19 protein-coding genes are annotated in these 21,749 nt (G+C 61.3%); 8 read left to right on the top strand and 11 right to left on the bottom strand.

Translation table 11 applies throughout. The features are described 5' to 3' along the window. Window positions 1-6 precede the first annotated feature (6 nt). The 5 genes from hrpB to NQF87_RS04025 form a co-directional block, all read right to left on the bottom strand. Window positions 7-2,496: an ATP-dependent helicase HrpB gene (hrpB, locus tag NQF87_RS04045; RefSeq protein ID WP_266127145.1), complete on the bottom strand. Its 2,490-nt coding sequence runs from the start codon at window positions 2,494-2,496 to the stop codon at window positions 7-9. Window positions 2,497-2,521: 25 nt separating this feature from the next. After that, a complete protein-coding gene (locus tag NQF87_RS04040; protein ID WP_266127144.1) occupies window positions 2,522-3,061 on the bottom strand; it encodes an adenine phosphoribosyltransferase in 540 nt (179 codons plus the stop codon). 76 nt (window positions 3,062-3,137) lie between these two features. Then, complete coding sequence (locus NQF87_RS04035) at window positions 3,138-4,400, bottom strand: multidrug effflux MFS transporter (protein WP_266127143.1); 1,263 nt, start codon at window positions 4,398-4,400, stop codon at window positions 3,138-3,140. Then, window positions 4,397-4,945: a TVP38/TMEM64 family protein gene (locus tag NQF87_RS04030; RefSeq protein ID WP_266127142.1), complete on the bottom strand. Its 549-nt coding sequence runs from the start codon at window positions 4,943-4,945 to the stop codon at window positions 4,397-4,399. Before NQF87_RS04030 ends, NQF87_RS04035 begins: the two co-directional genes overlap by 4 nt. A 152-nt stretch (window positions 4,946-5,097) precedes the next feature. Continuing rightward, a complete protein-coding gene (locus NQF87_RS04025; protein WP_266127141.1) occupies window positions 5,098-5,673 on the bottom strand; it encodes an NUDIX domain-containing protein in 576 nt (191 codons plus the stop codon). A gap of 276 nt (window positions 5,674-5,949) precedes the next feature. Here NQF87_RS04025 and NQF87_RS04020 point away from each other — a divergent pair, with 276 nt between their 5' ends. After that, entirely contained in the window at window positions 5,950-7,191 is a 1,242-nt protein-coding gene (locus NQF87_RS04020) for an MFS transporter (RefSeq protein ID WP_266127140.1), read from the top strand. Between the two features lie 121 nt (window positions 7,192-7,312). Beyond that, entirely contained in the window at window positions 7,313-7,867 is a 555-nt protein-coding gene (locus NQF87_RS04015) for an LOG family protein (RefSeq protein WP_266127139.1), read from the top strand. On the opposite strand, the gene murA is transcribed toward NQF87_RS04015, so the two are convergent. The 6 genes from murA to NQF87_RS03985 all read right to left on the bottom strand — a co-directional run bounded on the left by murA (window position 7,833) and on the right by NQF87_RS03985 (window position 13,289). Then, window positions 7,833-9,107, bottom strand: coding sequence for a UDP-N-acetylglucosamine 1-carboxyvinyltransferase (gene murA / locus NQF87_RS04010; protein ID WP_266127354.1), 1,275 nt, complete (start codon window positions 9,105-9,107; stop codon window positions 7,833-7,835). The two genes, NQF87_RS04015 and murA, sit on opposite strands and share 35 nt — an antisense overlap. A gap of 70 nt (window positions 9,108-9,177) precedes the next feature. Continuing rightward, complete coding sequence (gene dcd / locus NQF87_RS04005; protein ID WP_266127138.1) at window positions 9,178-9,729, bottom strand: dCTP deaminase; 552 nt, start codon at window positions 9,727-9,729, stop codon at window positions 9,178-9,180. A 140-nt stretch (window positions 9,730-9,869) separates the two neighbouring features. Beyond that, window positions 9,870-10,862 carry a DMT family transporter gene (locus tag NQF87_RS04000; RefSeq protein WP_266127137.1) on the bottom strand — a complete coding sequence of 331 codons (993 nt, stop codon included), beginning with the start codon at window positions 10,860-10,862 and terminating at the stop codon, window positions 9,870-9,872. Continuing rightward, entirely contained in the window at window positions 10,863-11,039 is a 177-nt protein-coding gene (locus tag NQF87_RS03995) for a hypothetical protein (protein ID WP_266127136.1), read from the bottom strand. Further along, entirely contained in the window at window positions 11,036-12,235 is a 1,200-nt protein-coding gene (locus NQF87_RS03990; protein ID WP_266127135.1) for a glycosyltransferase family 4 protein, read from the bottom strand. The genes NQF87_RS03995 and NQF87_RS03990 overlap by 4 nt, the downstream gene beginning before the upstream one ends. A 40-nt stretch (window positions 12,236-12,275) precedes the next feature. After that, window positions 12,276-13,289 (bottom strand): hypothetical protein, encoded by a 1,014-nt coding sequence (locus NQF87_RS03985; protein ID WP_407652005.1) that lies wholly within the window; start codon window positions 13,287-13,289, stop codon window positions 12,276-12,278. Window positions 13,290-13,769: 480 nt separating this feature from the next. Between NQF87_RS03985 and dnaK the strand changes: the two genes are divergently transcribed. The 6 genes from dnaK (at window position 13,770) to NQF87_RS03955 (ending at window position 21,724) form a co-directional block, all read left to right on the top strand. Next, on the top strand, window positions 13,770-15,671 hold the full coding sequence (gene dnaK / locus NQF87_RS03980; RefSeq protein ID WP_266127133.1) for a molecular chaperone DnaK: 1,902 nt from the start codon (window positions 13,770-13,772) through the stop codon (window positions 15,669-15,671). A gap of 190 nt (window positions 15,672-15,861) precedes the next feature. Continuing rightward, on the top strand, window positions 15,862-17,004 hold the full coding sequence (dnaJ, locus tag NQF87_RS03975; protein ID WP_266127132.1) for a molecular chaperone DnaJ: 1,143 nt from the start codon (window positions 15,862-15,864) through the stop codon (window positions 17,002-17,004). 12 nt (window positions 17,005-17,016) lie between these two features. Further along, window positions 17,017-17,769, top strand: a complete 753-nt coding sequence (dapB, locus tag NQF87_RS03970) for a 4-hydroxy-tetrahydrodipicolinate reductase (RefSeq protein WP_266127131.1) — start codon at window positions 17,017-17,019, stop codon at window positions 17,767-17,769. Between the two features lie 256 nt (window positions 17,770-18,025). Beyond that, window positions 18,026-19,210: a methionine adenosyltransferase gene (metK, locus tag NQF87_RS03965; RefSeq protein ID WP_266127130.1), complete on the top strand. Its 1,185-nt coding sequence runs from the start codon at window positions 18,026-18,028 to the stop codon at window positions 19,208-19,210. A gap of 116 nt (window positions 19,211-19,326) precedes the next feature. Next, a complete protein-coding gene (gene trmB / locus NQF87_RS03960; protein ID WP_266127129.1) occupies window positions 19,327-20,022 on the top strand; it encodes a tRNA (guanine(46)-N(7))-methyltransferase TrmB in 696 nt (231 codons plus the stop codon). Window positions 20,023-20,074: 52 nt separating this feature from the next. Beyond that, complete coding sequence (locus NQF87_RS03955; RefSeq protein ID WP_266127128.1) at window positions 20,075-21,724, top strand: electron transfer flavoprotein-ubiquinone oxidoreductase; 1,650 nt, start codon at window positions 20,075-20,077, stop codon at window positions 21,722-21,724. The last annotated feature ends 25 nt before the right edge of the window (window positions 21,725-21,749 follow it).

Genomic DNA, 21,749 nt, shown 5'->3' with positions numbered 1-21,749 from the left:
CCCGCTTCATGCCTCACTGGCGGGATTTTCAGGCCATTTGTGCCTGGGGTACCGGCCCCGCATGTCCCGCCGCATGTCCAGCCAGCCGGATGTCCAGAACTGTTCCAGGTCCGCCGTCACTGCCTGCGGCCGTCCGGCTGGAGATAGCAGGGTCGCATGGAGCGGCACCCTGCCACCCGCCAGTTTCGGCAGGGCCGTCGTCCCGTAAAAATCCTGCGCCCGAGCGGAAAGTGACGGTACGACAGTCGTGTAATCAATGCGCCTGCGCCCCACCTTCAGCGTGACATGGGTTGGCAGCTGCCGGTCCAGCTCCTGCCGGTCCTCATAAGACAGAAGACTGGCCAGAATGGCTGCCACATCCAGCTCCCTGAGCTGGGCCAGCCTGTCCAGCCCAGCCAGCCACGGTTCCAGCCAGTCCATGTTCCGGGCCAGTGCCTCGTCAGACATGTCTGGCAGATGGAGCGCATAATGCGTCCGGGCCAGTGCCACACGGGCCTGAAGCTGCCGGGCCGGCACGGACCAGTCCAGATGCCGGGGCAGATCAGACTGCACCTTTGCCAGCAGGGCCGCCGTAACATCTTCCGGCTCCGCCGGTACATTCCGGTCCTTCAGCACCAGATTGCCCAGCCGCAGTCTCTGCCGGACAATCACCTTGCCTGATGTGCCATCAAGAGCTGGTTCCCGCTGCTCCGTCAGGCTGGCCTGCACGGAATCCGGCAGAGTCTCCAGCGTGACCGGAGCCGCAAGGGTCATGTCCGTGCCCTTGCGGATGTGAAAGGCTGCCCCTGCCAGAAGCCCTTCCTGCACCAGCGGGTCCGTCGCCCCTATGCGGGCACTGCCACCACCCGCCAGACGGTAACGCCCATCCGCACTGGTCCGCTGCGCCAGACGATCAGGGAAACCTGCCGCAACCAGCATCCCGGCACTGTACCCTGCCAGTCCTTCACTCATGAGGTCAGCCAGATCATCCTGCTGCACAGCCTGCCCGGCCCGGCGAAGAAACCGCACTGCTGCCCGACGGAGCTGCCGCACTACATGACGGGGCACACGGGCATCATCCTGCATGAAGAGCTTCAGGCGCAGCCGGAGATCAGCCGATGCCTCCCCACCTTTGCCGCCACGCCCGCCCAGCGGGTCACGCTCTTCCAGGAGGGCCGCCAGACAGGCCGCCACGGCCAGTTCTTCCTCTATCCGGGCCGCACAGAGCATCGCTGCCAGCCGGGGGTGCGTGCCAAAACCCACCATTCTCCGCCCCAGAGCCGTCAGACCCTGCTGGCTGTCCAGTGCCCCGAGAAGCTGAAGAAGGGCCTGCGCCGCCGCCAGCCCGCCCTCTGGAGCGGGTTCAATCAGGGGAAGTGCCGCAGGGGCCGTTCCCATCGCCTGCTTCCATGCCGCCGTGACAAGGGCAAAATCGCACAGATCCGCCTCCCGGATGGCCGGGACCTCCTGCACGATCAGACTGCGCTGGGTCATCTCCGACCAGAGACGGATGGCAATACCGGGCATCTGACGCCCCGCACGGCCTGCGCGCTGTTCCGCCGTAGCCCGGGAAATACGCCGTGTATGCAGGCGGGGCAGACCCGTGCTGGCATCACGCTGGGGCAGACGCCGCCAGCCACCATCCACCACAACCCGCACACCGGGCACCGTCACGGATGTCTCGGCAATGGAGGTCGCCAGCACGATACGCCGCCCGGAGGCATGGTCCAGCGCACGGGCCTGATCCTCAACCGACTGTTCGCCATAAAGCGGATAGATGGGGGCCTGCTCACCAAGCAGGGCCTGGAGACTGGCCTGCGCCCTGCGGATTTCCCCCACACCGGGCAGAAATGCCAGAATGGACCCGTTTTCCTCCCGCCATGCCTGCGCCAGGGCCTGAGCACAGCTTTCCGGCAGATCACGCAGATGGGCAATATCCCGCCTGTAACGGACCTCCACCGGATACTGACGGCCATCACTCTCGATCAATGGAGCCTTCAGGGCGGTCGTGAAAATCCCGGCATCCAGCGTGGCAGACATGGCAACGAGCCGCAGCTCAGGCCGCAGGCTCTGCTGTACGTCACGGCAGAACCCCAGAGCCGTATCCCCATCAAGGGACCGCTCATGCACTTCATCAAACAGGACGGCTGACACGCCCTCCAGCAGCGGATCAGCGAGCAGACGGCGGACAAGCAACCCTTCCGTCACGACCTCAATGCGTGTCCGGGCTGAAACGGCACTGTCAATGCGGGTGCGATAGCCGATCACCCCGCCGGGTTTTTCACCTCTCAGGGCCGCCATGCGCTGGGCCGCAGCCCGCACGGCCACACGCCGCGGCTCCACAAGCAGGATGCGGCCATTCCCCAGCCAGTCCGGAGCGGCCTCCAGAAGCGATAGCGGAACAGCCGTCGTCTTACCTGCACCCGGCGGAGCCACAAGAACGGCATTCGGCCCCGTGGCCAGAGCCTCATGAAGGACAGGCAGAACCACCGTTACAGGAAGGGATTCCACCGTCATGCCGCCCCCATGCGCTCTATCGGCTTCAGTCTTCGTAGGTCAACAGAGACGTGACGGGAACATCAACCTTCTTGCGGCCACCCAGAGCCAGAAGCTCAATCATCACGGAGGCCCCGACAACCTCGGCCCCCGCCTTGCGCAGAAGATCAATGGACGCTGCCAGCGTGCCGCCCGTTGCCAGAAGATCATCCAGCACCACCACACGCTGCCCGGGGCGGACGGCATCGGCCTGAATATGCAGTTCGTCCTCGCCATATTCGAGGCTGTATTTATGGGCGATGGTCTTGCCCGGCAGCTTGCCCGGCTTGCGCAGCATGGTGAAACCACAGCCCAGACGGGTTGCCAGCGGTGCAGCCGTCAGGAAGCCACGGCTCTCGATCCCTGCCAGAATGTCCGGCTGAAAACGGGCCACATCCTGTGCCAGACGCCCCGTCGCCACCTGCCACGCCTCCGGATTCCGGATCAGGGTGGAAATATCGTAAAACAGAATACCCGGCTTCGGGAAATCGGGAACCTCACGGATATACTGTTTCAGATCCAGCGGGGCAGGGTCTTTAAAGGACATGGCAAGCCTTCATTCGGGTCATAAGTCACACCAAGGCCCCTTATAGGCCCTTATGCGCCTGTTTTAAAAGGGAGCCTCACGGAGCCATACGGGCAAAAACCGCCATGACAAGGAAAGCCGCCAGCAGCATTCCCCCCATCGGGATGGCCGTACCAACCGGCAGCCATGAGAACATGACACTGGCCAGAATGCCGAACACATACTGCCCCGTCCCGGCCAGAGCCGTTGCCACGCCGGCATTGCGCCCCTGCGTCAGCAAGGCACCAGCCATGGCGTTCGGGCCGATACAGCCCCCCGGCCCCAGCGCACAGAGCATCGCCCCGAAGAGTGGCCAGAGATAGAGATACTTCAGATGCCCTGCTGCATCAACATCCAGCGCAGACCAGACAGCCAGCCCCAGAAGAATGGCCGCCCCGACACAGCTGATCCCCAGCCCGACCCGCAGCAGGGTCCGGCTGCGGTAGTAATTCAGCAGCCACGCATTGATCTGGGAAGACCCGATCATGCACACCGCCATCACCCCGAACAACACGCCATACTGGAAGGGCGTGAAGGCATAGACACTCTCGAACAGGAACGGGGCCGCCGTCAGATAGGTGAACACGGCAAAGCCCTGCACCATCCAGATCAGCGCATTGAAGCGGTAATTCCTGTCCTTCAGTGTCTGCCCATAGCGGGTCATGATAGCCCAGAGTCGCATGGGGTGACGGTCTTCACCATCCAGCGTTTCCGGCAGAAAGAGAAAGACAGCCAACAGGCCGATCGCACCATAGAGGGACGTTGCCCAGAAAATGTCCCGCCATGTGATGAACTGAAGAGCAAATCCTCCCAGAGCCGGAGCCAGAATGGGCACCACCCCCTGGATCAGGATGAGCCGGGACATCATCTTCGCCGTCGCATCACCAACCGTCACATCCCTGACGCACGCATTGGGCACCACGAGGCTGGCAGCCCCCATCAGGGCTGCAAAAGCACGGAAGAAGCAGAGCATGGGCATGGAGGTGGACAGCGCACAGCCCGCTGCCGCCAGCGCATAAAACAGTGTTCCCACAAGCAGGGGGCGACGGCGGCCGAAACGGTCCGTCAGTGGCCCGACAATGATCTGCCCGATGGCCAGACCGGCGACCCATGCCGCCATTGTCAGGCTGCCCGTCCCCGGTGCCGAACCAAGCTGATGTTCCATCTCCGGCAGGGCAGGCAGGTAAATATCCGTCGAAACAGGGCCAACGGCCGTCAGCGTCCCCAGAAGGAGCGGCAGCCAGAAAGGCATCTTCCCACCCTTGATCAGAGGCCTGCCAATCAGGGCATGTTCAAAAAAACCACGCTGTGACGTTTTCATGCTCTGCTATCCCGCTTCCTCATCTCTTTACGAAAACCACGCAATACCCAGCCTCCCAGCCCTGCGGAAACAAGCACCAGCACGGCTGCTGCCACCAGTGCCCATCCGTGGCGCAGTTCTACACCGCTGCCTGCCAGAAGAAAAATCAGATTCTGGGGCAGTCCACCCAGCATGGTGGCCAGCACGAACCGCCCTGCCGCCAGGCCCGCCATTCCCGATGCCACGGACACCAGCAGGGCGGAACCGACAGGCAGCAGCCTGACACACAGAACCGTGCGGAACGGGGCCTGCCGTCCCACCCGAACGAGCCACCGCAGAGGCTCCCTTTCCACCGGTTTCCGCCGCTGCCAGAAACGGCCCCAGCCATATCCGAGAAGGGCACCGGCCCCATAGGCCAGACTGACCTCCACAAGCCCCATGCCGACACCAAACCCGGCCCCCAGAACAAAACAGAGAGCCTGCCGTGGCAGACCGAAAGCGCAGTACAGCACGGCCAGCGGCAATACATGCAGGGCCGCATGAGGCTGCCCCGCCCACTGTTTCACCTGCCCCAGCCCATACTGGACAGCCGGAACCTGCCAGAGCAGCAGCGGCCCCCCCGCCAGCAGCAGGATCAGGACAGCCGGACGCCACGAAAAACGGCGCAGAAAAGACGGCCCTCCTGCCCCATCAGAGTCCCCGAGCGGCGAAGGACAGGTCAGAGCAGACCCCGTGCCCGTATCTGGGCATAGGCGGCCAAGGTGACCATGCAGGTCATCTCACCCTCCACGATCATGCGGTCAAACTCGGCCAGTGACATGTCTTTCACCGTCATGTCAGCCTCCGTGGCTTCCCGCTCGGCCTCACCACGGACGAGATTCCGGGCAAGGAAGACATGGCCCATCTGGGTGGAATAACCGGCCCCCTGATAGAGAGTCCCTGCATGAATCAGCTCACCAGCCCGCAAGCCCGTTTCTTCCCGCAGCTCGCCCATGGCCAGCTCTCTGGCATCAGCATCAGGCCGTGTCTCCCACATGCCCATCGGGAACTCCCAGAGCCGCCTGCCCACCGGATAACGGAACTGCTGGACCAGAGTGATGCGCCCATCCTCATGCATGGGCATGATGACGGCGAATGTCCCACGCTCCACCACACCATACAGCCCTTTCCGACCACCGGGATGGATGATCCTGTCCTCCCGCACGGCCGTCCACGGATTGCGGTACACCGTCTCGGAAGAAAGAATCTGATAGCCCGCCTCTTCACAGGCTTTTCTGATCTCGTCGTCAGTCATCGCACAGGCCCCCATAATTGTCGGCTGGGTCAGTCATGATGGTCATTCCGCCCTCTATCATGAAGGCCGGACAGAAGGGAAATGCTTTGCCCCCGCCTACTTCATGTCATCATAATAAACTGCTGCATGGCAGCCATACACAACTATAGAAGCTGGGCAAACCATTGCCCCGTGACGGAACAGTTTTTCTCACCTATGGTCAGGAGTCATAACAGGCTGTGCCAGTTACAGAAACAAGCAGGCACGGCTGCGGAAAACTGCACAAGGGGACGCTCCATGTCTGATGAAGACGCAACCTACACATGCTCGCCGACCATGCGGGTCATGCCTGTGGTCCTATTCAATCTTCTCGTCTATTTCGTCATCGGGCTGCCCAATGCTGTCATCGGGGCCCAGTTTGTCCATAATACCCTGGGCTTCACGACGGCCATCGCCGCCAGCACCATCTCCCTGCAGTATATCGGCACGGCCATGGGGCGCATGATCGTCGGTCACCGCATTGACGTCTTTGGCCCCAAGGCCGTGCTGCGTTACGGCCTCATTTTCTGCGCCATTTCCGGCCTGCTCGTGTGTCTTGCCGCCCTGATTCCCACCTTCATGGGCCTGAATGACACGTCCCGCTATATTGCCCTGGGCATCGCCCTCATCAGCCGTCTCTTCATCGGCTGGTCGGAGAGCTGCACCTCCACGTCCGTGACGGCATGGAACCTGCGTCGTGTCGGTCAGGCGCACTCCTCCGTGGCCATTTCCTGGAATGGTGTCACATCCTACGGTGGCATCGCCGTTGGCGTGACCGTCGGTCAGTTCCTCAGCACGCTCCTGCCGACCATCCCGCTTCTGCCTGTCGGTTTTGTGGAGGTGGCTCTGGGTGTCGGCGGCTTCATCCTGCTGACCTTCTATAAAGCCATCAAGCCGCTGGCTGGCAAAGGCAAGCCGATGTCCTTCGGTCTCGCCGTCAAGAAAGTGCTGCCCTACGGTGCCGCTCTGGCTGCCGGTTCGGTCGGCTTCGGTACGGTGAACAGCTTCCTTGCCCTGTACTACACGGAAAATCACTGGACGGGTCTGGGCATTGCTTTCGGTGTCTTCGCTGCCTGCTTCATCTTCATGCGTATCTTCGTTTCCGGCCAGATCGACAAGCACGGCGGTGTGCCGATCGCCTACATGTCCCTGGTGACGGAAGCCGTGGCCATGCTCGTCTTCTGCCTGGTGCATAACAACATGGGTGGTCTCATTGGTGCAGCCCTGACAGGTGCCGGCTTCTCCCTGCTCTTCCCCGCTATGGGCACCATGGCCGTCAAGACCGATGGGCCGGAATATAATGGCATCCTGATTGCAGCCTATTCCATCTTCACGGACCTGACCATTGTGGTGTCCAGCTGGTTCATGGGTGGCCTGCGTGACCATATGGGCTGGGGTACCATGTTTGCCGTTGCCGGTGTCCTCTGCGTCAGCGGGATTGCCTTCAGTGCCGCCTTCTCCCGCATTCCGGGCTGCGGCGTGCCGAAAAGCACCGCCTGACAGCATCCTCGACGATGGGGAACCAACTACACAGGTTCCCCATTGCGGGACTATCATCTCTCTGAAATGCCGGGCATTCTTTCTGCCCGGCATTTTTTTGTTCATAAGGAGACCTCCTGCCGTGACCATCCGTTACTGTTCCGTTTTCTGTGGCTCCCGACCGGGACATGACCCTGCCTACATGGAGGCAGCCCGTACACTGGGAATGGCACTGGGACATGCCGGCATCACGCTGATTTATGGCGGAGGCAGGGCAGGGCTGATGGGAGCCGTGGCTGACGCCACATTACAGGCCGGGGGTACCGTGAAAGGCATCATTCCCCGCTTTCTGGAAGCACGGGAAATCCTGCATGAAGGCGTCACGGACCTTGAAGTCACCGAGGACATGCCGAGCCGCAAGGCCAGACTCTTTGAAGCCGCCGATGCTTACGTCATCCTGCCCGGGGGCTTCGGCACGTTCGATGAATTTTCGGAAGTTCTCGTGAACCGCCAGCTCGCACTGAGCCAGCGGCCCATCATCATTCTCAATATCGGCGGCTGGGCCAACCCCCTCATCGCCATGCTGAACGCCACAGTGGAGCAGGGCTTCGCCGATGAAGGGGCACAGAGGCTCTATGACGTCGTGGGTGACGTCTCCGGGGTCATCCGGCGTTTGAAGGCACCTTCACACGCCTGATCTTTGCCCCGCAGGCGGAGAGCTTCTTCTCCACATGTTCATAGCCGCGGTCGAGATGGTAGACACGGCTGAGTTCTGTCTCACCTTCGGCCACAAGCCCGGCCAGAATGAGGGAGAAAGACGCTCTCAGGTCTGTCGCCATCACCTTGGCACCGGAAAGCTGCCTCACACCACGGATCACGGCGGACCGTCCCTGAATGGTGATGTTGGCTCCCATGCGATTCAGTTCCGGCACATGCATGAAACGGTTCTCAAAGATCGTTTCCGTAATCATGGACGCTCCATCCGCAACGGAGAGCATGGCCATGAACTGCGCCTGCATGTCCGTCGGGAAACCGGGGTAAGGCTCGGTCGTCAGGTCCAGCCCACGCAGCCTGCCTTCACTCCGTACCCGCAGGCCGCCTGCCTCCTCCGTGACCGCAACACCCGCCTGCTGAAGGGCATAGATGACGGCCTCCTGATCGGCCATGCGACCACCTTCCAGCAGGACATCCCCACCGGCCATGCCCACGGCACAGGCATAGGTGCCACATTCGATCCGGTCCGGCATGACGGCATAATGGGCACCATGAAGCTGCTCCACACCTTTCACCATGATGGTGCCGGAATGGGCACCGGTAATCCGTGCCCCCATGGCGTTGAGGCAGTTGGCGAGGTCCAGAATCTCCGGCTCCCGTGCTGCATTGACGATCTCCGTCGTCCCACGGGCCAGCGTGGCAGCCATGAGAACATTCTCCGTCGCACCCACGCTGGGGAACGGCAGAACCACACGGCCACCCTTCAGGCCACCGGGCGCACGGGCATTGATATAGCCCCCCTCCAGCCTGATCTCCGCCCCGAGGGCTTCCAGCCCCTTGAGGTGAAGGTCCACCGGGCGGGTGCCGATGGCACAGCCGCCCGGCAGAGAAACACAGGCCTCGCCCATGCGGGCCAGCAGCGGCCCCAGAACCAGGATGGAGGCCCGCATCCGGGACACGATGTCATAGGGAGCCTCCACGGACTGGATGCATCCACCAAGGCTGAGCTTCCGGGGACCATCAATCTCCGTGACATCATAACCCAGCTGCCCCAGAAGGCTCCGCATGGTGCGGATGTCGGCAATGTCCGGAACATTGGAGAGAATGAGAGGCCCTTCAGAAAGCAGGGCTGCCACCATCAGTTTCAGGCCGGAATTCTTGGCCCCGCCAACGGGGATGCGCCCTTCAAGACGGCGACCACCCTCAATCAGGAAATAATCCATCTGCCTCCCTTCCTCTTCATCCTCTCCTCCAGCCATGACATGGCCCGGAGACCCTTTTACGTTCTGGCGGTTACAGCCGTGGAGGGGTCACGCCAGACTGGCGCATATATTTCCCGGCACGGTCGGCATAGCTGACCTCACAGGGGCTGTCCCCCCTGAAGAACAGAAACTGGCAGATACCTTCATTGGCATAGATGCGGGCAGGCAGCGGCGTGGTGTTGCTGATCTCGATGGTCACCTGCCCTTCCCATTCCGGTTCCAGCGGCGTGACATTGACGATGATTCCACAGCGGGCATAGGTGGACTTACCAAGGCACACGACCAGCGTGTCACGGGGAATGCGGAAATATTCCACCGTATGGGCCAGCGCAAAGCTGTTGGGCGGGATGATGATGTCCCCACGGCGGGTCACGAAACTGTCGGCAGAGAAATTCTTGGGGTCCACCACCGCACTGTCCACATCCGTGAAGATATGGAACTCATCAGCCACACGGGCATCATATCCGTAGGAAGACAGCCCGTAAGAAATGACCTTTTCACGCTTCTGCGCTTCAACAAACGGCTCGATCATGCCGTGTTCCTGCGCCATGCGGCGTATCCAGTGATCGGGCATGATGGACATGGCCGTTCTCCCTCATGGATGATGTGGTCGCTCCGACCTCACAACAGACCCGCTGCGGACAGGCTCACCCGCCTACAGGGGAGGCCCGACCCGCCGGACCTGCCCCCGTCATATCATCTGTCCGCCCCAGCCGGAAGGCATCAGTCATCCGCTGCGCTATGGATCACCAGATCGGACATGCTGGGCCGACGGCGGCGACGTTTCTGCTCCGGCAGCGGTTCACGCACCGCACCACCACGCAGTGTCCGGCGGAAACGGGGCCAGCGTGGCTTCACCTCACTGGCCAGCACACCCGCCACGATGAAACCGGCACCGACTAGGGTCGTCATCGTCAGGACATCACCCGTGAACCAGCCAACAAGCCCGCCCCATATGGGTTCACTGGAATAGATGATGGTCGCCTTGGTGGGCGAAACCGTCTTCTGTGCCCAGTTGAGCACCAGCTGGGTGGCAGCACTCACGACACCCATCACCAGTGCACAGCCAAGCCAGCCCCAGCTGAACGGAGGAACATGTTCCCCCATGACCGGCATGGCACAGAAGGCAAAGAGGCCCCCCGCCACAAGCTGCACGAAGGCCATGCGGCGGCTGTCCGTCTGAAGGGCGAACAGCCCCACGCAGATGATCTCGAAAGCGTAGGAGAATGTTCCCAGCAGGGTCAGGCCATCGCCCGTACTCATGGTCAGGCCGGTCTTCCACGGCTCCGCCAGAAGGACAAGCCCGACAAAGGCAAGGAAAATACCCGCAATGCCGCTCTTACTGGGAGCCTTGCGCAGGATGATCCACTGGAGCAGAGGCACCAGAGGCACATAAAGAGCTGTCAGAAAGGCGGAACGGCTGCTGGTGATGGTCATAAGACCAACCGTCTGGCAGATATAGCCAAAGGCCAGCACCACACCGATCAGCCCGCCACGCCATATCTCCGAACGGGGAATCCCCTTCATGATATGTCTGCGCCCGACAAAGCAGATCACGAAAAGGGCGGCTATGAGAAAACGGACCCCGATGAAGAAGAGCGGCCCACTGGTCTTCAGTGCCATCTGGATGATGTAATAGGTCCCACCCCACAGCACCGTGATGATGCCCAGGGCGATCTCCTGCCGTGATGGCAAAGGCAGACGTGTCTCGCTCACTCAACGTTCCTCTTGGCGTGTGGACGACATGGAGCGGTCAGACTGTGCCGGACGGTTCCTCTGTTGCTGCTTGCGCCGCAGGAGATTGGCCCGCAACGCCTGTGCTTCCCGCATCTGGCGTTCCTGCCGTGCTGTCATGGCTGTTCCGCCGGGTGTCCCGTTCTGGTCAGGTTTCATGAACCTGCGTCCTTTTCCTCATGAAAGCGTGTGAACGCATCCCGCAGCCCGACGGAAAGCAGCTCGTCATACACGCCCAGTGTCGCCTTCTGCATATGCTGCTTGGTATAACGGGCCAGAGCATGGGCACGGATTTCATCCTGCCGCTCTGCCATAAGTTCCGGTGGCACGTCCAGCACTTCCCTCAGGGCACCGGCCAGTGCCCGATAATCCCCTGCCGGAACGAGCGTGCCGCTCTCGCCGTGCTGGATGGTCTCTTTCAGCCCGCCCCGTGCCGACCCGATGACCCAGCAGCCCATCATCTGTGCTTCCACCGGCACACGCCCGAAAGGCTCCGGCCTCAGGGACGGTACCGTCACGACATGGGCCAGCCGGTAGGCCGCCGCCATGTCGTTGCAGGGACCGGCAAAACGCAGACGATTCGCTATGCCACGTTCTTCCGCCATCTTGTTCAGCATCTGGGTATAGCTGTTATCCTCGCCCGGGCCGACCATCACACAGACCCAGTCCTGCTCCGGATGATGGGTTGCCAGATAGCCCAGAGCTTCGATCAGGCATTCCTGTCCTTTCCAGCGGGTCATCCGTCCTGGCATGAGAATGATGCGGCTTTCCTCACTGATGCGCCAGCGTTCCAGAAGGCCCTGCATCTGGATGCCCCGCACGGCATCCGGAGAAAACACCTCCGGGTCACTGCCACGGGGAATGATGCGCAGCCGGTCATCCCCGATCCTGTACTCCCGGCGCAGCCGCTCCCCGATATGTTCGGAAACGGCAATGACACGCTGCCCCCGCACCAGACCGGAATTATAGAACTTCTTGAACCAGAACCGGGCCTGATGGTCGCCATGCCATGTCGTCACCAGCGGCACGCGCTCCTTGCGGCAGGCCACGGCAGCGACAAGAGCCGGATAGCGGGACCGGGCATGGACAAGGCTGACCCCTTCCCGCCGGATCAGCTCCCGCAAGGCTCTCACCCGGCTGAAAAAGTACAGGAGGGACGCCCGCTTGCGGAATTCCATCTCCACAAACTCGCCCCCGACATAACGCAGACGGGCCACAAGGGCACCACTCCCTGCCGCCACGAGGGCACGCCCTCCAGCCTGACTGATGGCCTCGGCCATATCAATCGCCCCACGTTCCAGACCGCCGATACCAAGAGCCGGTAGAACCTGAAGAATGACCGGTTTCTGCTTCATCACCATTTTTCCGTTATGCCCATACCCACTCAGCTCCCGGTCATCCCGCCGGAATTGTTACGACAGCCCCACCACTGTGACTGGTCGCCGCAAGGGTGCTTAGAACCTGTACCATGGTAAACGCCTCCTTACTGCGGAAATCCGTGTCAGAAATCCAGTACCAGCATTTCTTGTAAAAAACGGAGACATAACTTTCTGACGGCGGATTCTTGCCGGAATGGATGGCAACTTCAGGGCGGCTCTCAATCCCGACCTGCCCGATTGTCGGCAGCGTCCTGCCGGAACGGACATCCTGCTCCGGCACTTCCATTTCATAAGAAAGCTGGGTCAGCATGGCGAGCATGGACCGGGTCAGGACGGCAACCTGCCCCTGCTTCTTGGGGTACGGCCCATAGACGATCTCCGCCTCGGCCGTGTTCGGCTCCAGATGCAGCAGACGGCGCACCTCACCCTGGATGGCCTGAAGGTTGCTGTCCGCCGTGGTGGTCAGCACCAGATAGATATGCTCGCCAGACCCGGCTGAACCACTGTCACCACTGTTTCCACCATTCCCTTGGCCAATACCACCACCCTGTTTACTGCCTTTCCCTGGAGTGGAAGAGGCCGGGTCATCCGTGGAAATACGCACCGTCATCGCCCCAGCCAGCTGGAGCTGACGGAGATCATGCAGCAAAAGGTAGAACCGCACGGACCCCCCCCCGAAAGGCCCGACACCCCGCACGTTGGAAAGGCCGTCAATGGACTGCGCCGTCAGCCGCAGCAGGGTATCAATCGCCATGCCGCCAAGACTGAGGGGCATGATGGCCGTGGGCGAAATGGGCCGGACCACATTCTCGGCATACTGCTCCCCCGTCAGGGGCTGGTAGGTGATGGTCGGGGTTTCGGCCTGAGACAGCGTGCCGCTGCCAAACAGATAGTTGCTCACAGCGGATGCCGGATAACCGTAATAGCCACCGGAGAAACTGCGGGAGAAATTATAGCCCGCAATCACCTGTGTCGTGTCCAGAAAGGCCGGTGGCTCCCCATAGCGCAGCCTCACGATGTTCAGCAGCATTTCCCGCTTCTGCACCTCACCCAGCGCACGGGAATAGGCCAGCTGGTCATGCTGCAGATGCGCTGGACCGATCGGCTGGCATCCACCAAGAAACAAGGACATGACAGGAAACAGGGCAGGCACCAGAAGCCGGAGCCTGTCCCCCACCCGCCCCGGTTCAGGAACAAGCAGCAGAAAATGGCCCAGCTTGCAGAACAGGCAGGACAGAAGATGGACTCCCATGGAAACAGCCAGTTGCAGAACGTTCTGGAAATCTTACCTTAAACGGGAGGCTTCTCCAAAGGGAAACTCCATCCGTCCTCGATGGAGCATCCTAAATCTTTTCCGTCCCGGCCCTCTTGAAACCATAATTCTCTCTCCCCAGATCGGGGGGCGAGGGTACCGCAGGCCTTGCCTGCCCCAGACCTGATAACGTCACAATAGGGTTTCCTCCTGATGCCTTGAGGGGTCGGGGGACGCCGCTGAGAAGGACAGATATCCATGGGAAAGATTATTGGTATTGACCTCGGGACGACCAACTCCTGCGTTGCAGTCCGCGAGGGTAACGAAAACAAGGTCATCGAGAACAGCGAAGGTGCCCGCACCACGCCGTCCGTCGTTGCCTTCACCGACAGTGGTGAGCGTCTGGTCGGTCAGGCCGCCAAGCGTCAGGCCGTCACCAACCCCACCAACACGCTCTATGCCGTCAAGCGTCTGATCGGCCGCCGTTTTGACGACCCGACCGTCGCCAAGGACCAGAAGACCGTCCCTTACGAGATCGTGAAGGGTGACAATGGCGACGCATGGGTGCGTGCCCGTGGCGAAAACTACGCCCCCTCCCAGATTTCCGCCTTCGTGCTAGGCAAGATGAAGGAAACGGCCGAGGCCTATCTGGGCGAGAAGGTGACCGAAGCCGTCATCACCGTTCCAGCCTACTTCAATGACGCACAGCGTCAGGCAACACGTGATGCTGGCCGCATCGCCGGTCTGGACGTCAAGCGCATCATCAACGAGCCGACCGCCGCCGCCCTCGCCTACGGGCTTGAAAAAAGTGATTCCGGCAATGTGGCCGTGTATGACCTTGGTGGCGGTACGTTCGACATCTCCATTCTGGAAATCTCCGATGGCGTGATCGAAGTGAAATCCACCAACGGTGACACCTTCCTCGGTGGTGAGGACTTCGACAACAAGCTGATCAACTATCTGGCTGACGAGTTCAAGCGTGAGCAGGGTCTGGACCTGCGCACCGACAAGATGGCTCTCCAGCGTCTGAAGGAAGCTGCCGAGAAGGCCAAGATCGAGCTGTCCTCCGCCAAGGAGACGGAAGTCAACCTGCCCTTTATCACGGCGGATGCCTCCGGTCCGAAGCATCTGGTCGTCAAGGTGACCCGTGCGAAGCTGGAAAGCCTCGTTGAAGACCTCATCAAACGGTCCCTGGAACCCTGCCGCAAGGCCCTCAAGGATGCTGACCTGACACCGGCCGACATCAAGGAGGTCATCCTTGTCGGTGGTCAGACCCGCATGCCGAAGGTCGTGGAAAGCGTGAAGGAGTTCTTTGGCAAGGAACCCGCCCGCAACGTGAACCCGGACGAAGTGGTCGCTATCGGTGCCGCCGTGCAGGGTGGCGTACTTCAGGGTGACGTGAAGGACGTCCTGCTGCTGGACGTGACCCCGCTGTCCCTCGGCATCGAAACACTGGGGGGCGTCTTCACACGTCTGATCGACCGCAACACGACGATCCCGACCAAGAAGAGCCAGACCTTCTCCACAGCCGAAGACAACCAGCCTGCCGTGACCATCAAGGTCTTCCAGGGTGAGCGTGAGATGGCTGCGGACAACAAGCTGCTCGGCAACTTCGACCTGACAGGCATTGCTCCGGCTCCCCGTGGCGTACCGCAGATTGAGGTGACCTTCGACATTGACGCCAACGGCATCGTGAACGTCTCCGCCAAGGACAAGGCCACCGGCAAGGAACAGAACATCTCCATCAAGAGCGATGGTGGTCTCTCCGATGCCGACATCGACCGCATGGTCAAGGAAGCTGAAGAAAACGCCTCTGCCGACAAGGCTCGCCGTGAACTGGTCGACCTGCGCAACAGCACGGAAGCCATGATTCATCAGACGGAGAAGACCCTCTCCGAGAATGGTGACAAGGTCCCGGCCGCCGACAAGACCGAAGCCGAAGACGCCATCAAGAAGGCCCGTGAAGCTCTGGAAGGCGACAATGCCGAAACCATCAAGAGTGCCAGCGAGCATCTGACACAGGTGGCCATGAAGGTCGGTCAGGCTGTCCACCAGAGTGGTGGTGCCACTGCTGGTGAGGAGCATCACGCTGGCAGCAAGGCTGACGAAGACGTCGTTGATGCCGAGTTTGAAGACGTTGACGACAAGAAAAAGAAATAATCGCTGAAACGGGATGGAATCCGGCATCTGCATGGCCGGATTCCCCCCTGCGACCGGCGTCTTGTTTCCCTTCCTGCGGGGAAACAGACGCCCTTTTTACATTGAGGGCCTTACGCCTGCTCCCGTGGCAGGCCATACACGCCGCCCGCCTCGTCCGGGTGTCCGCTCTCTCGCGTGACTGAGGATCACTATGGCTACACAGATGGATTATTACGAGACACTGAGTGTCTCCCGCTCGGCGAGCGGTGAAGAGATCAAGAAGGCCTACCGCAAACTGGCCATGCGCTATCACCCCGACCGCAACCCGGGTGATGAAGAGGCTGAACTGAAGTTCAAGGAAGTCAATGCCGCCTATGAAGTGCTGAAAGACGACCAGAAACGGGCCGCCTATGACCGCTTCGGTCACGAAGCCTTCCAGAACGGCATGGGCGGCGGCGGTGGAGCCGGTGGGTTCGGTGGCGGCTTTGGCGGATTCGATGCCGGTGGCCTGGGCGACATTTTCGAACAGATGTTCAACATGGGAGGACGTCGTGGCCGCCAGCGGCGGCAGGCCGAAGACGTGCAGGTCCAGGTCGACATCAGCCTGACGGAAGCCTTCTCCGGTGTCAGCAAGGAAGTCGAGGTCGCCACCCGCAAGAGCTGTTCCAGCTGTCAGGGATCCGGCTCGGCTGACCCCAATGGCAGCAGACAGACCTGCCAGACCTGTCATGGCCAGGGGGCCGTCCGGGTCCAGCAGGGCTTCTTCGTGGTGGAACGCCCCTGCCCGACCTGTAATGGTGCTGGCCAGACTGTCAGCAACCCATGCCGCAGCTGCCACGGCAGCGGTACCGAAGCCGCCCGAGAGACCGTCAAAATCGACATTCCGGCCGGTATTGACGATGGCACCCGCATCCGTGTGCCGGGCAAAGGCGAGGCTGGTGGCGAAGGTGTCCAGCCGGGTGACCTGTATGTTCTGGTCACGGTGGACAGCCACAGCATCTTCGAGCGTGAAGGGGCCAACATCCACTGCCGTGTCCCCCTCCGCATGACGCAGGCCGCCCTGGGAGATGAAATTGAGGTGCCGCTCATCGATGGTGGCCGGACGATGGTGAAAATCCCTGCCGGAACACAGACAGGCGACAATTTCCGCCTGCGTGGCAAGGGCTTCTCCGTCCTGCATTCCAAGGCACGGGGCGACATGTATATCCGCATCACCGTGGAAACCCCCAGCCATCTGACCAAACGCCAGCGTGAACTTCTGGAAGAGTTCGAGGCGGAAAGTGGTGACCACAGCAAGGGCAGCCCGGAGCATGACGGCTTCTTTGCCCGCGTCAAGAAGTTCCTTGATCGGTAAAGGATACCAGACATGAGCCGCACCTCTCCCCGCATCGGCATTGCGGGCATCACGGGCCGCCTCGGCCATCTCTGTGCCGAAGAGGCCGGACCTCTTCTGGCCGGTGGCCTGTCCCGCACGGCAGACCCGGCCCGCAACATCGTCACGGAGGCCACTGAACTGGCCGGAACATGCGATGTCATCATTGATGTCAGCCATGCCAGCCTCGTTCCGGCCCATGCCAGAGCCTTTGCAGAAGCAGGCTGTGCATGGGTTCTGGGCACGACAGGACTGGACAAAGCCGCACAGCAGGCCGTGAACGAAGCCGCCAGCCGGATCGCCGTGCTGCAGGCAGCCAACTTCTCTCCAGCCCTGACGATGCTGCTCTCCCTGGCCCGTCAGCTTGGTGCTGCCCTGCCGGATTATGATGCCGAGATTCTGGAGGTTCATCACCGCCAGAAACTGGACGCTCCTTCCGGCACTGCCCTGGCCATCGGCCGGGCCGTTGCCGCAGGACGGGAGGATGAGTTCGACGCTATCAGACGGCTGGACCAGAACGGGAAACGGCCCAATGGTGCCATCGGCTTCGCCTCCCTGCGGGGTGGTCAGGTCGTCGGGGAACATGACCTGCGTTTCTTCGCTGCCGATGAAGAAATCTCCCTCTCCCACCGGGCACTGGACCGCCGGGTCTTCGCCCGTGGTGCCCTGAAGGCTGCCCTGTGGCTGACAGATGCCCACCGCACACCCGGCCTTTACGGTATGCAGGATGTCCTGAACACGCCCTGACGGCACGTATCCAGCGGACGGTAATTCCGGAAAGGGAAGACACGGCAGTACCGGCCGTGCCTCCCCTTTTCTGCTGTCCGGTACCGGCCTGATCTCCTGCCTCTCCGGCACCTGTCTGGACCCTGCCCGTCACCAGCTTGCTCTTGACCTCAGAGGCATTTTCAGCCAAGCGATAATATTCTCATTCCTGTCACTTGTGCCTTTCGGGGGGCAGGGGCAGCCTCTTTTCACCACTCATTCCCTGCGAGGTCCCTGAGTGCGCAATCACGGCGACTTTCTTTTTACTTCTGAATCCGTTTCCGAAGGTCATCCCGACAAGGTGGCGGACCGTATCTCCGATACCGTTCTCGACGCCTATCTCGAAGCTGACCCAGAAGCCCGTGTAGCCTGTGAAACGCTGGTTACCACCAATCGGGTCATTCTTGCCGGTGAGGTCCGTGGCCCCAAGGCTGTGGAAGACACCCTGATTGACCGTGCCCGTCAGGCCATCAAGGACATCGGTTACGACCAGGAAGGCTTCTCCTGGAAAAAGGCCGAAATCACCTCCTTCCTGCACGCCCAGTCCGCCGACATTGCCGTCGGCGTGGACAGCGCAGGGGACAAGGACGAAGGTGCCGGCGACCAGGGCATCATGTTCGGTTTCGCTACACGTGAAACAGAAGAGCTGATGCCGGCTCCCCTGTTCTATGCCCAGAACATTCTTGAACGCATCCGTGACTACCGCAAGCAGGGCGATGCCCGTGGCGTTGGCCTGCTGCCGGATGCCAAGAGCCAGGTGACCCTGCGCTATGTGGATGGCAAGCCGGTGGGAGCCACCTCTGTCGTCGTCTCCACGCAGCACGCCGAAGGAATGCGCCAGAACACCATCCGTGAAATGGTGCGTGAGACCGTGCGTGAAGTCCTGCCGGAAGGCTGGATGTGCCCGGAGCATGAATTCTACGTCAACCCGACGGGCAACTTCGTCATTGGCGGGCCGGATGGTGACGCCGGCCTGACAGGCCGCAAGATCATCGTGGACACTTACGGCGGTGCCGCCCCTCATGGTGGCGGGGCCTTCTCCGGCAAGGACCCGACCAAGGTGGACCGTTCCGCCGCCTATGCAGCCCGCTACCTCGCCAAGAACGTGGTGGCTGCCGGTCTGGCCGACCGCTGCACCATCCAGCTCAGCTACGCTATCGGCGTGTCCCGTCCGCTGTCCGTCTATGTTGATCTGGATGGTTCCGGCAAGGATGTGGATGAAGTGCGCCTCGGCTCCCTGCTGAACGAACTAGTGGACCTCTCCCCCCGTGGCATCCGTCAGCGTCTGCGCCTGAACCGTCCCATCTATGCCAAGACGGCCGCTTACGGGCATTTCGGCCGTATCCCGGACCCGGCTCTGGACAACTTCACATGGGAGAACACCGATCTGGCCGAGCAGCTGAAAAGCGCGCTCAACCGCTGAGAGTCTCTCCGTGGAGGGGAGTCCTGATCCCCTCCAGCCTGCAAGCCCCTTCCCTGTGCGCATGACCATGCGTGAAAGGCGGGGCTTTTTGCCATCTTCAGACTGTGTACCGACCATTGCCTGACGACATCAAACCCCAGCCCGAACGTCTCTATGGCCGCCAGCGTGGCCACCCGCTCCGCCCCCGCCAGCAGCGTCTTCTGGATGAAGCCCTGCCCCGCGTGCATTTCCGCGGCATGGCCGAACCGCTGAAAGGCTTTGGCAGACCCATTTCCCGGCTCTTTCTAGAAATCGGCTTCGGCGGTGGTGAACATGCCTTCGATCAGGCCGCCCGGAACCCGGATACCGGCTATATCGCCTCGGAAGTGTTCGATAACGGCGTCTGTTCCCTGCTCTCCCGCATCATTCCGGAAGGTGAGGAAGCCACCGCCACCGGTCCGGACAACCTCCGCCTCTGGGCAGAAGATGGCCGCCAGCTGCTGAAAGGCCTTCCTGATGGCTGTCTGGACAGGGCCTATCTCATGTTCCCGGACCCGTGGCCGAAGGCCCGCCATGCCAAGCGGCGTTTCATCCATCCTGAAAACATCCGGCAGATGGCCCGACTCCTGAAACCCGGTGCCCACTGGCGTGTCGCCAGCGATCATCCTGTCTATCAGGAATGGGTCACGGAGGTGATGGGCCAGCAGGACCTCTTCGAGGCCCCGGCCCCTGCACTGGAGCGGCCCGAAGGCTGGTCTTCCACCCGTTACGAGGCCAAGGCCTTCCGCGAAGGGCGGCAGCCTTTTTACTGGACCTTCACACGGAAAGGGTGAGATACGTCCCCCCGTACAGCTTCATGTTTCAGGTAGCCCGCAGGAGTACGCCATGACACAGCCACAGAGCGATAACACCGCCATTGAACGGGAAGAAATGGCCTTTGATGTTGTCATCGTGGGTGGGGGGCCTGCGGGTCTGACCGCTGCCATCCGGCTGCGCCAGAAAAACCCGGAACTCTCCGTCTGTCTTCTGGAGAAGGGCAGTGAGGTCGGTGCCCATATCGTCTCCGGAGCCGTGCTGGAACCCACGACACTGGCCGAACTCTTCCCGGACTGGAAAGCACGGGGTGCCCCGCTGGATACGCCCGTCAGCAGTGAGAAACTGCTTTTCCTGACTGAAAAATCCGCTCTTCCCGTCCCGGCCCTGCATCTGCTCATGCCGCAGATGGACAACCGGGGCAATTATGTCATTTCCCTCGGGGCCTTCTGCCGCTGGCTGGGTGAGCAGGCCGAAGCTCTGGGCGTGGAAATCTATCCCGGTTTTGCCGGGGCTGACCTCTTCATGGAAGATGGCAAAGTCTGCGGTGTCATCACGGGTGACATGGGCGTGAACCGCAAGGGCGAGGAAAAACCGGACTACATGCCGGGCATGATCCTGCGGGCCAGGCAGACCATTCTTGCCGAAGGCGCACGAGGTTCCCTCAGCAAGAAGGCCATGACCGCCTTTGATCTCCGCAAGGATGCAGACCCGCAGACCTTCGGCCTCGGCATCAAGGAAGTCTGGGAAATTCCGGCAGAGAAACACCGCCCCGGTTTCGTACAACACAGCTTCGGTTGGCCGCTGGATACGCACACTTATGGCGGGGCCTTCCTCTACCATTTCGGGAAGAATCTCGTTTCTTACGGTTTCATCACTGCTCTGGATTACCGCAATCCGTGGCTCTCTCCTTTCGAGGAAATGCAGCGCACCAAGCAGCATCCGGCCTTCCGGGAGCATTTTGAAGGGGGACGGCGCATCATTTACGGGGCACGGGCCATCTCCGAAGGCGGCGTACAGTCCCTGCCCCATCCGGTCTTCCCCGGCGGGGTGCTGACGGGCGACTGTGCCGGCTTCCTCAACATGCCCAAGATCAAGGGCATCCATACCTCCATGAAATCCGGCATCATCGCTGCCGAGGCCGTGATGGATGCCCTCCAGAACGGGCAGGATGAAGCCGCGTCCTACATGGAACGGCTCAGAAGCTCCTGGCTCTGGAAGGAACTGCACGCTGCCCGCAACATCCGTCCGGCTTTCTCGCACTGGGGGATGCTGGGAGGTGCCCTCTATAGCGGGATCGACAGCATGATCTTCCGTGGGCAGGCCCCGTGGACACTGCGCCATCGCCATGCCGACAACCAGACCCTGCTCCCCGCCGACAGGGCACCGAAGATCAGCTACCCCAAGGCGGATGGAAAACTGACCTTCAACCGGGCCGAGTCCGTCTTCCTCAGCAATCTCAGCCATGATGAAGACCAGCCTGTCCACCTGAAGGTGCAGGACATGGCAGCATGGAAAAGTATCAACCTTGACCGCTTTGCTGCGCCGGAGAGCCGCTACTGCCCCGCCGGGGTCTATGAGACCAGCGAGACGGATGAGCTGGTCATCAATGCCCAGAACTGCGTGCATTGCAAAAGCTGCGACATCAAGGACCCGGAACAGAACATCAACTGGTGTACACCGGAGGGCAGCAGCGGGCCGAACTATCCTTCCGGGATGTGACTTTTGGAATAAAAGCGGATAGTCT

Origin of the sequence: Bombella dulcis (genome assembly GCF_026385505.1) — a bacterium.
In the GTDB taxonomy this organism is placed as follows: Bacteria; Pseudomonadota; Alphaproteobacteria; order Acetobacterales; family Acetobacteraceae; genus Bombella; species Bombella dulcis.
Note: the sequence above shows the minus strand (reverse complement) of the source record. Positions and strands in the feature narration are given on the sequence as shown.

Bases quoted from the DNA above. Each gene is read 5' to 3' on its own strand.
- dnaJ (WP_266127132.1), top strand. From the start codon at position 15,862: ATGGCTACACAGATGGATTATTACGAGACACTGAGTGTCTCCCGCTCG.
- dapB (WP_266127131.1), top strand. From the start codon at position 17,017: ATGAGCCGCACCTCTCCCCGCATCGGCATTGCGGGCATCACGGGCCGC.
- NQF87_RS03995 (WP_266127136.1), bottom strand. From the start codon at position 11,039: ATGAAACCTGACCAGAACGGGACACCCGGCGGAACAGCCATGACAGCA.
- NQF87_RS04025 (WP_266127141.1), bottom strand. From the start codon at position 5,673: ATGACTGACGACGAGATCAGAAAAGCCTGTGAAGAGGCGGGCTATCAG.
- hrpB (WP_266127145.1), bottom strand. From the start codon at position 2,496: ATGACGGTGGAATCCCTTCCTGTAACGGTGGTTCTGCCTGTCCTTCAT.
- NQF87_RS04040 (WP_266127144.1), bottom strand. From the start codon at position 3,061: ATGTCCTTTAAAGACCCTGCCCCGCTGGATCTGAAACAGTATATCCGT.
- NQF87_RS03955 (WP_266127128.1), top strand. From the start codon at position 20,075: ATGACACAGCCACAGAGCGATAACACCGCCATTGAACGGGAAGAAATG.
- NQF87_RS03990 (WP_266127135.1), bottom strand. From the start codon at position 12,235: ATGAAGCAGAAACCGGTCATTCTTCAGGTTCTACCGGCTCTTGGTATC.
- murA (WP_266127354.1), bottom strand. From the start codon at position 9,107: ATGGATTATTTCCTGATTGAGGGTGGTCGCCGTCTTGAAGGGCGCATC.
- NQF87_RS04035 (WP_266127143.1), bottom strand. From the start codon at position 4,400: ATGAAAACGTCACAGCGTGGTTTTTTTGAACATGCCCTGATTGGCAGG.
- dnaK (WP_266127133.1), top strand. From the start codon at position 13,770: ATGGGAAAGATTATTGGTATTGACCTCGGGACGACCAACTCCTGCGTT.
- NQF87_RS03985 (WP_407652005.1), bottom strand. From the start codon at position 13,289: ATGCTGCTGAACATCGTGAGGCTGCGCTATGGGGAGCCACCGGCCTTT.
- dcd (WP_266127138.1), bottom strand. From the start codon at position 9,729: ATGTCCATCATGCCCGATCACTGGATACGCCGCATGGCGCAGGAACAC.
- NQF87_RS04020 (WP_266127140.1), top strand. From the start codon at position 5,950: ATGTCTGATGAAGACGCAACCTACACATGCTCGCCGACCATGCGGGTC.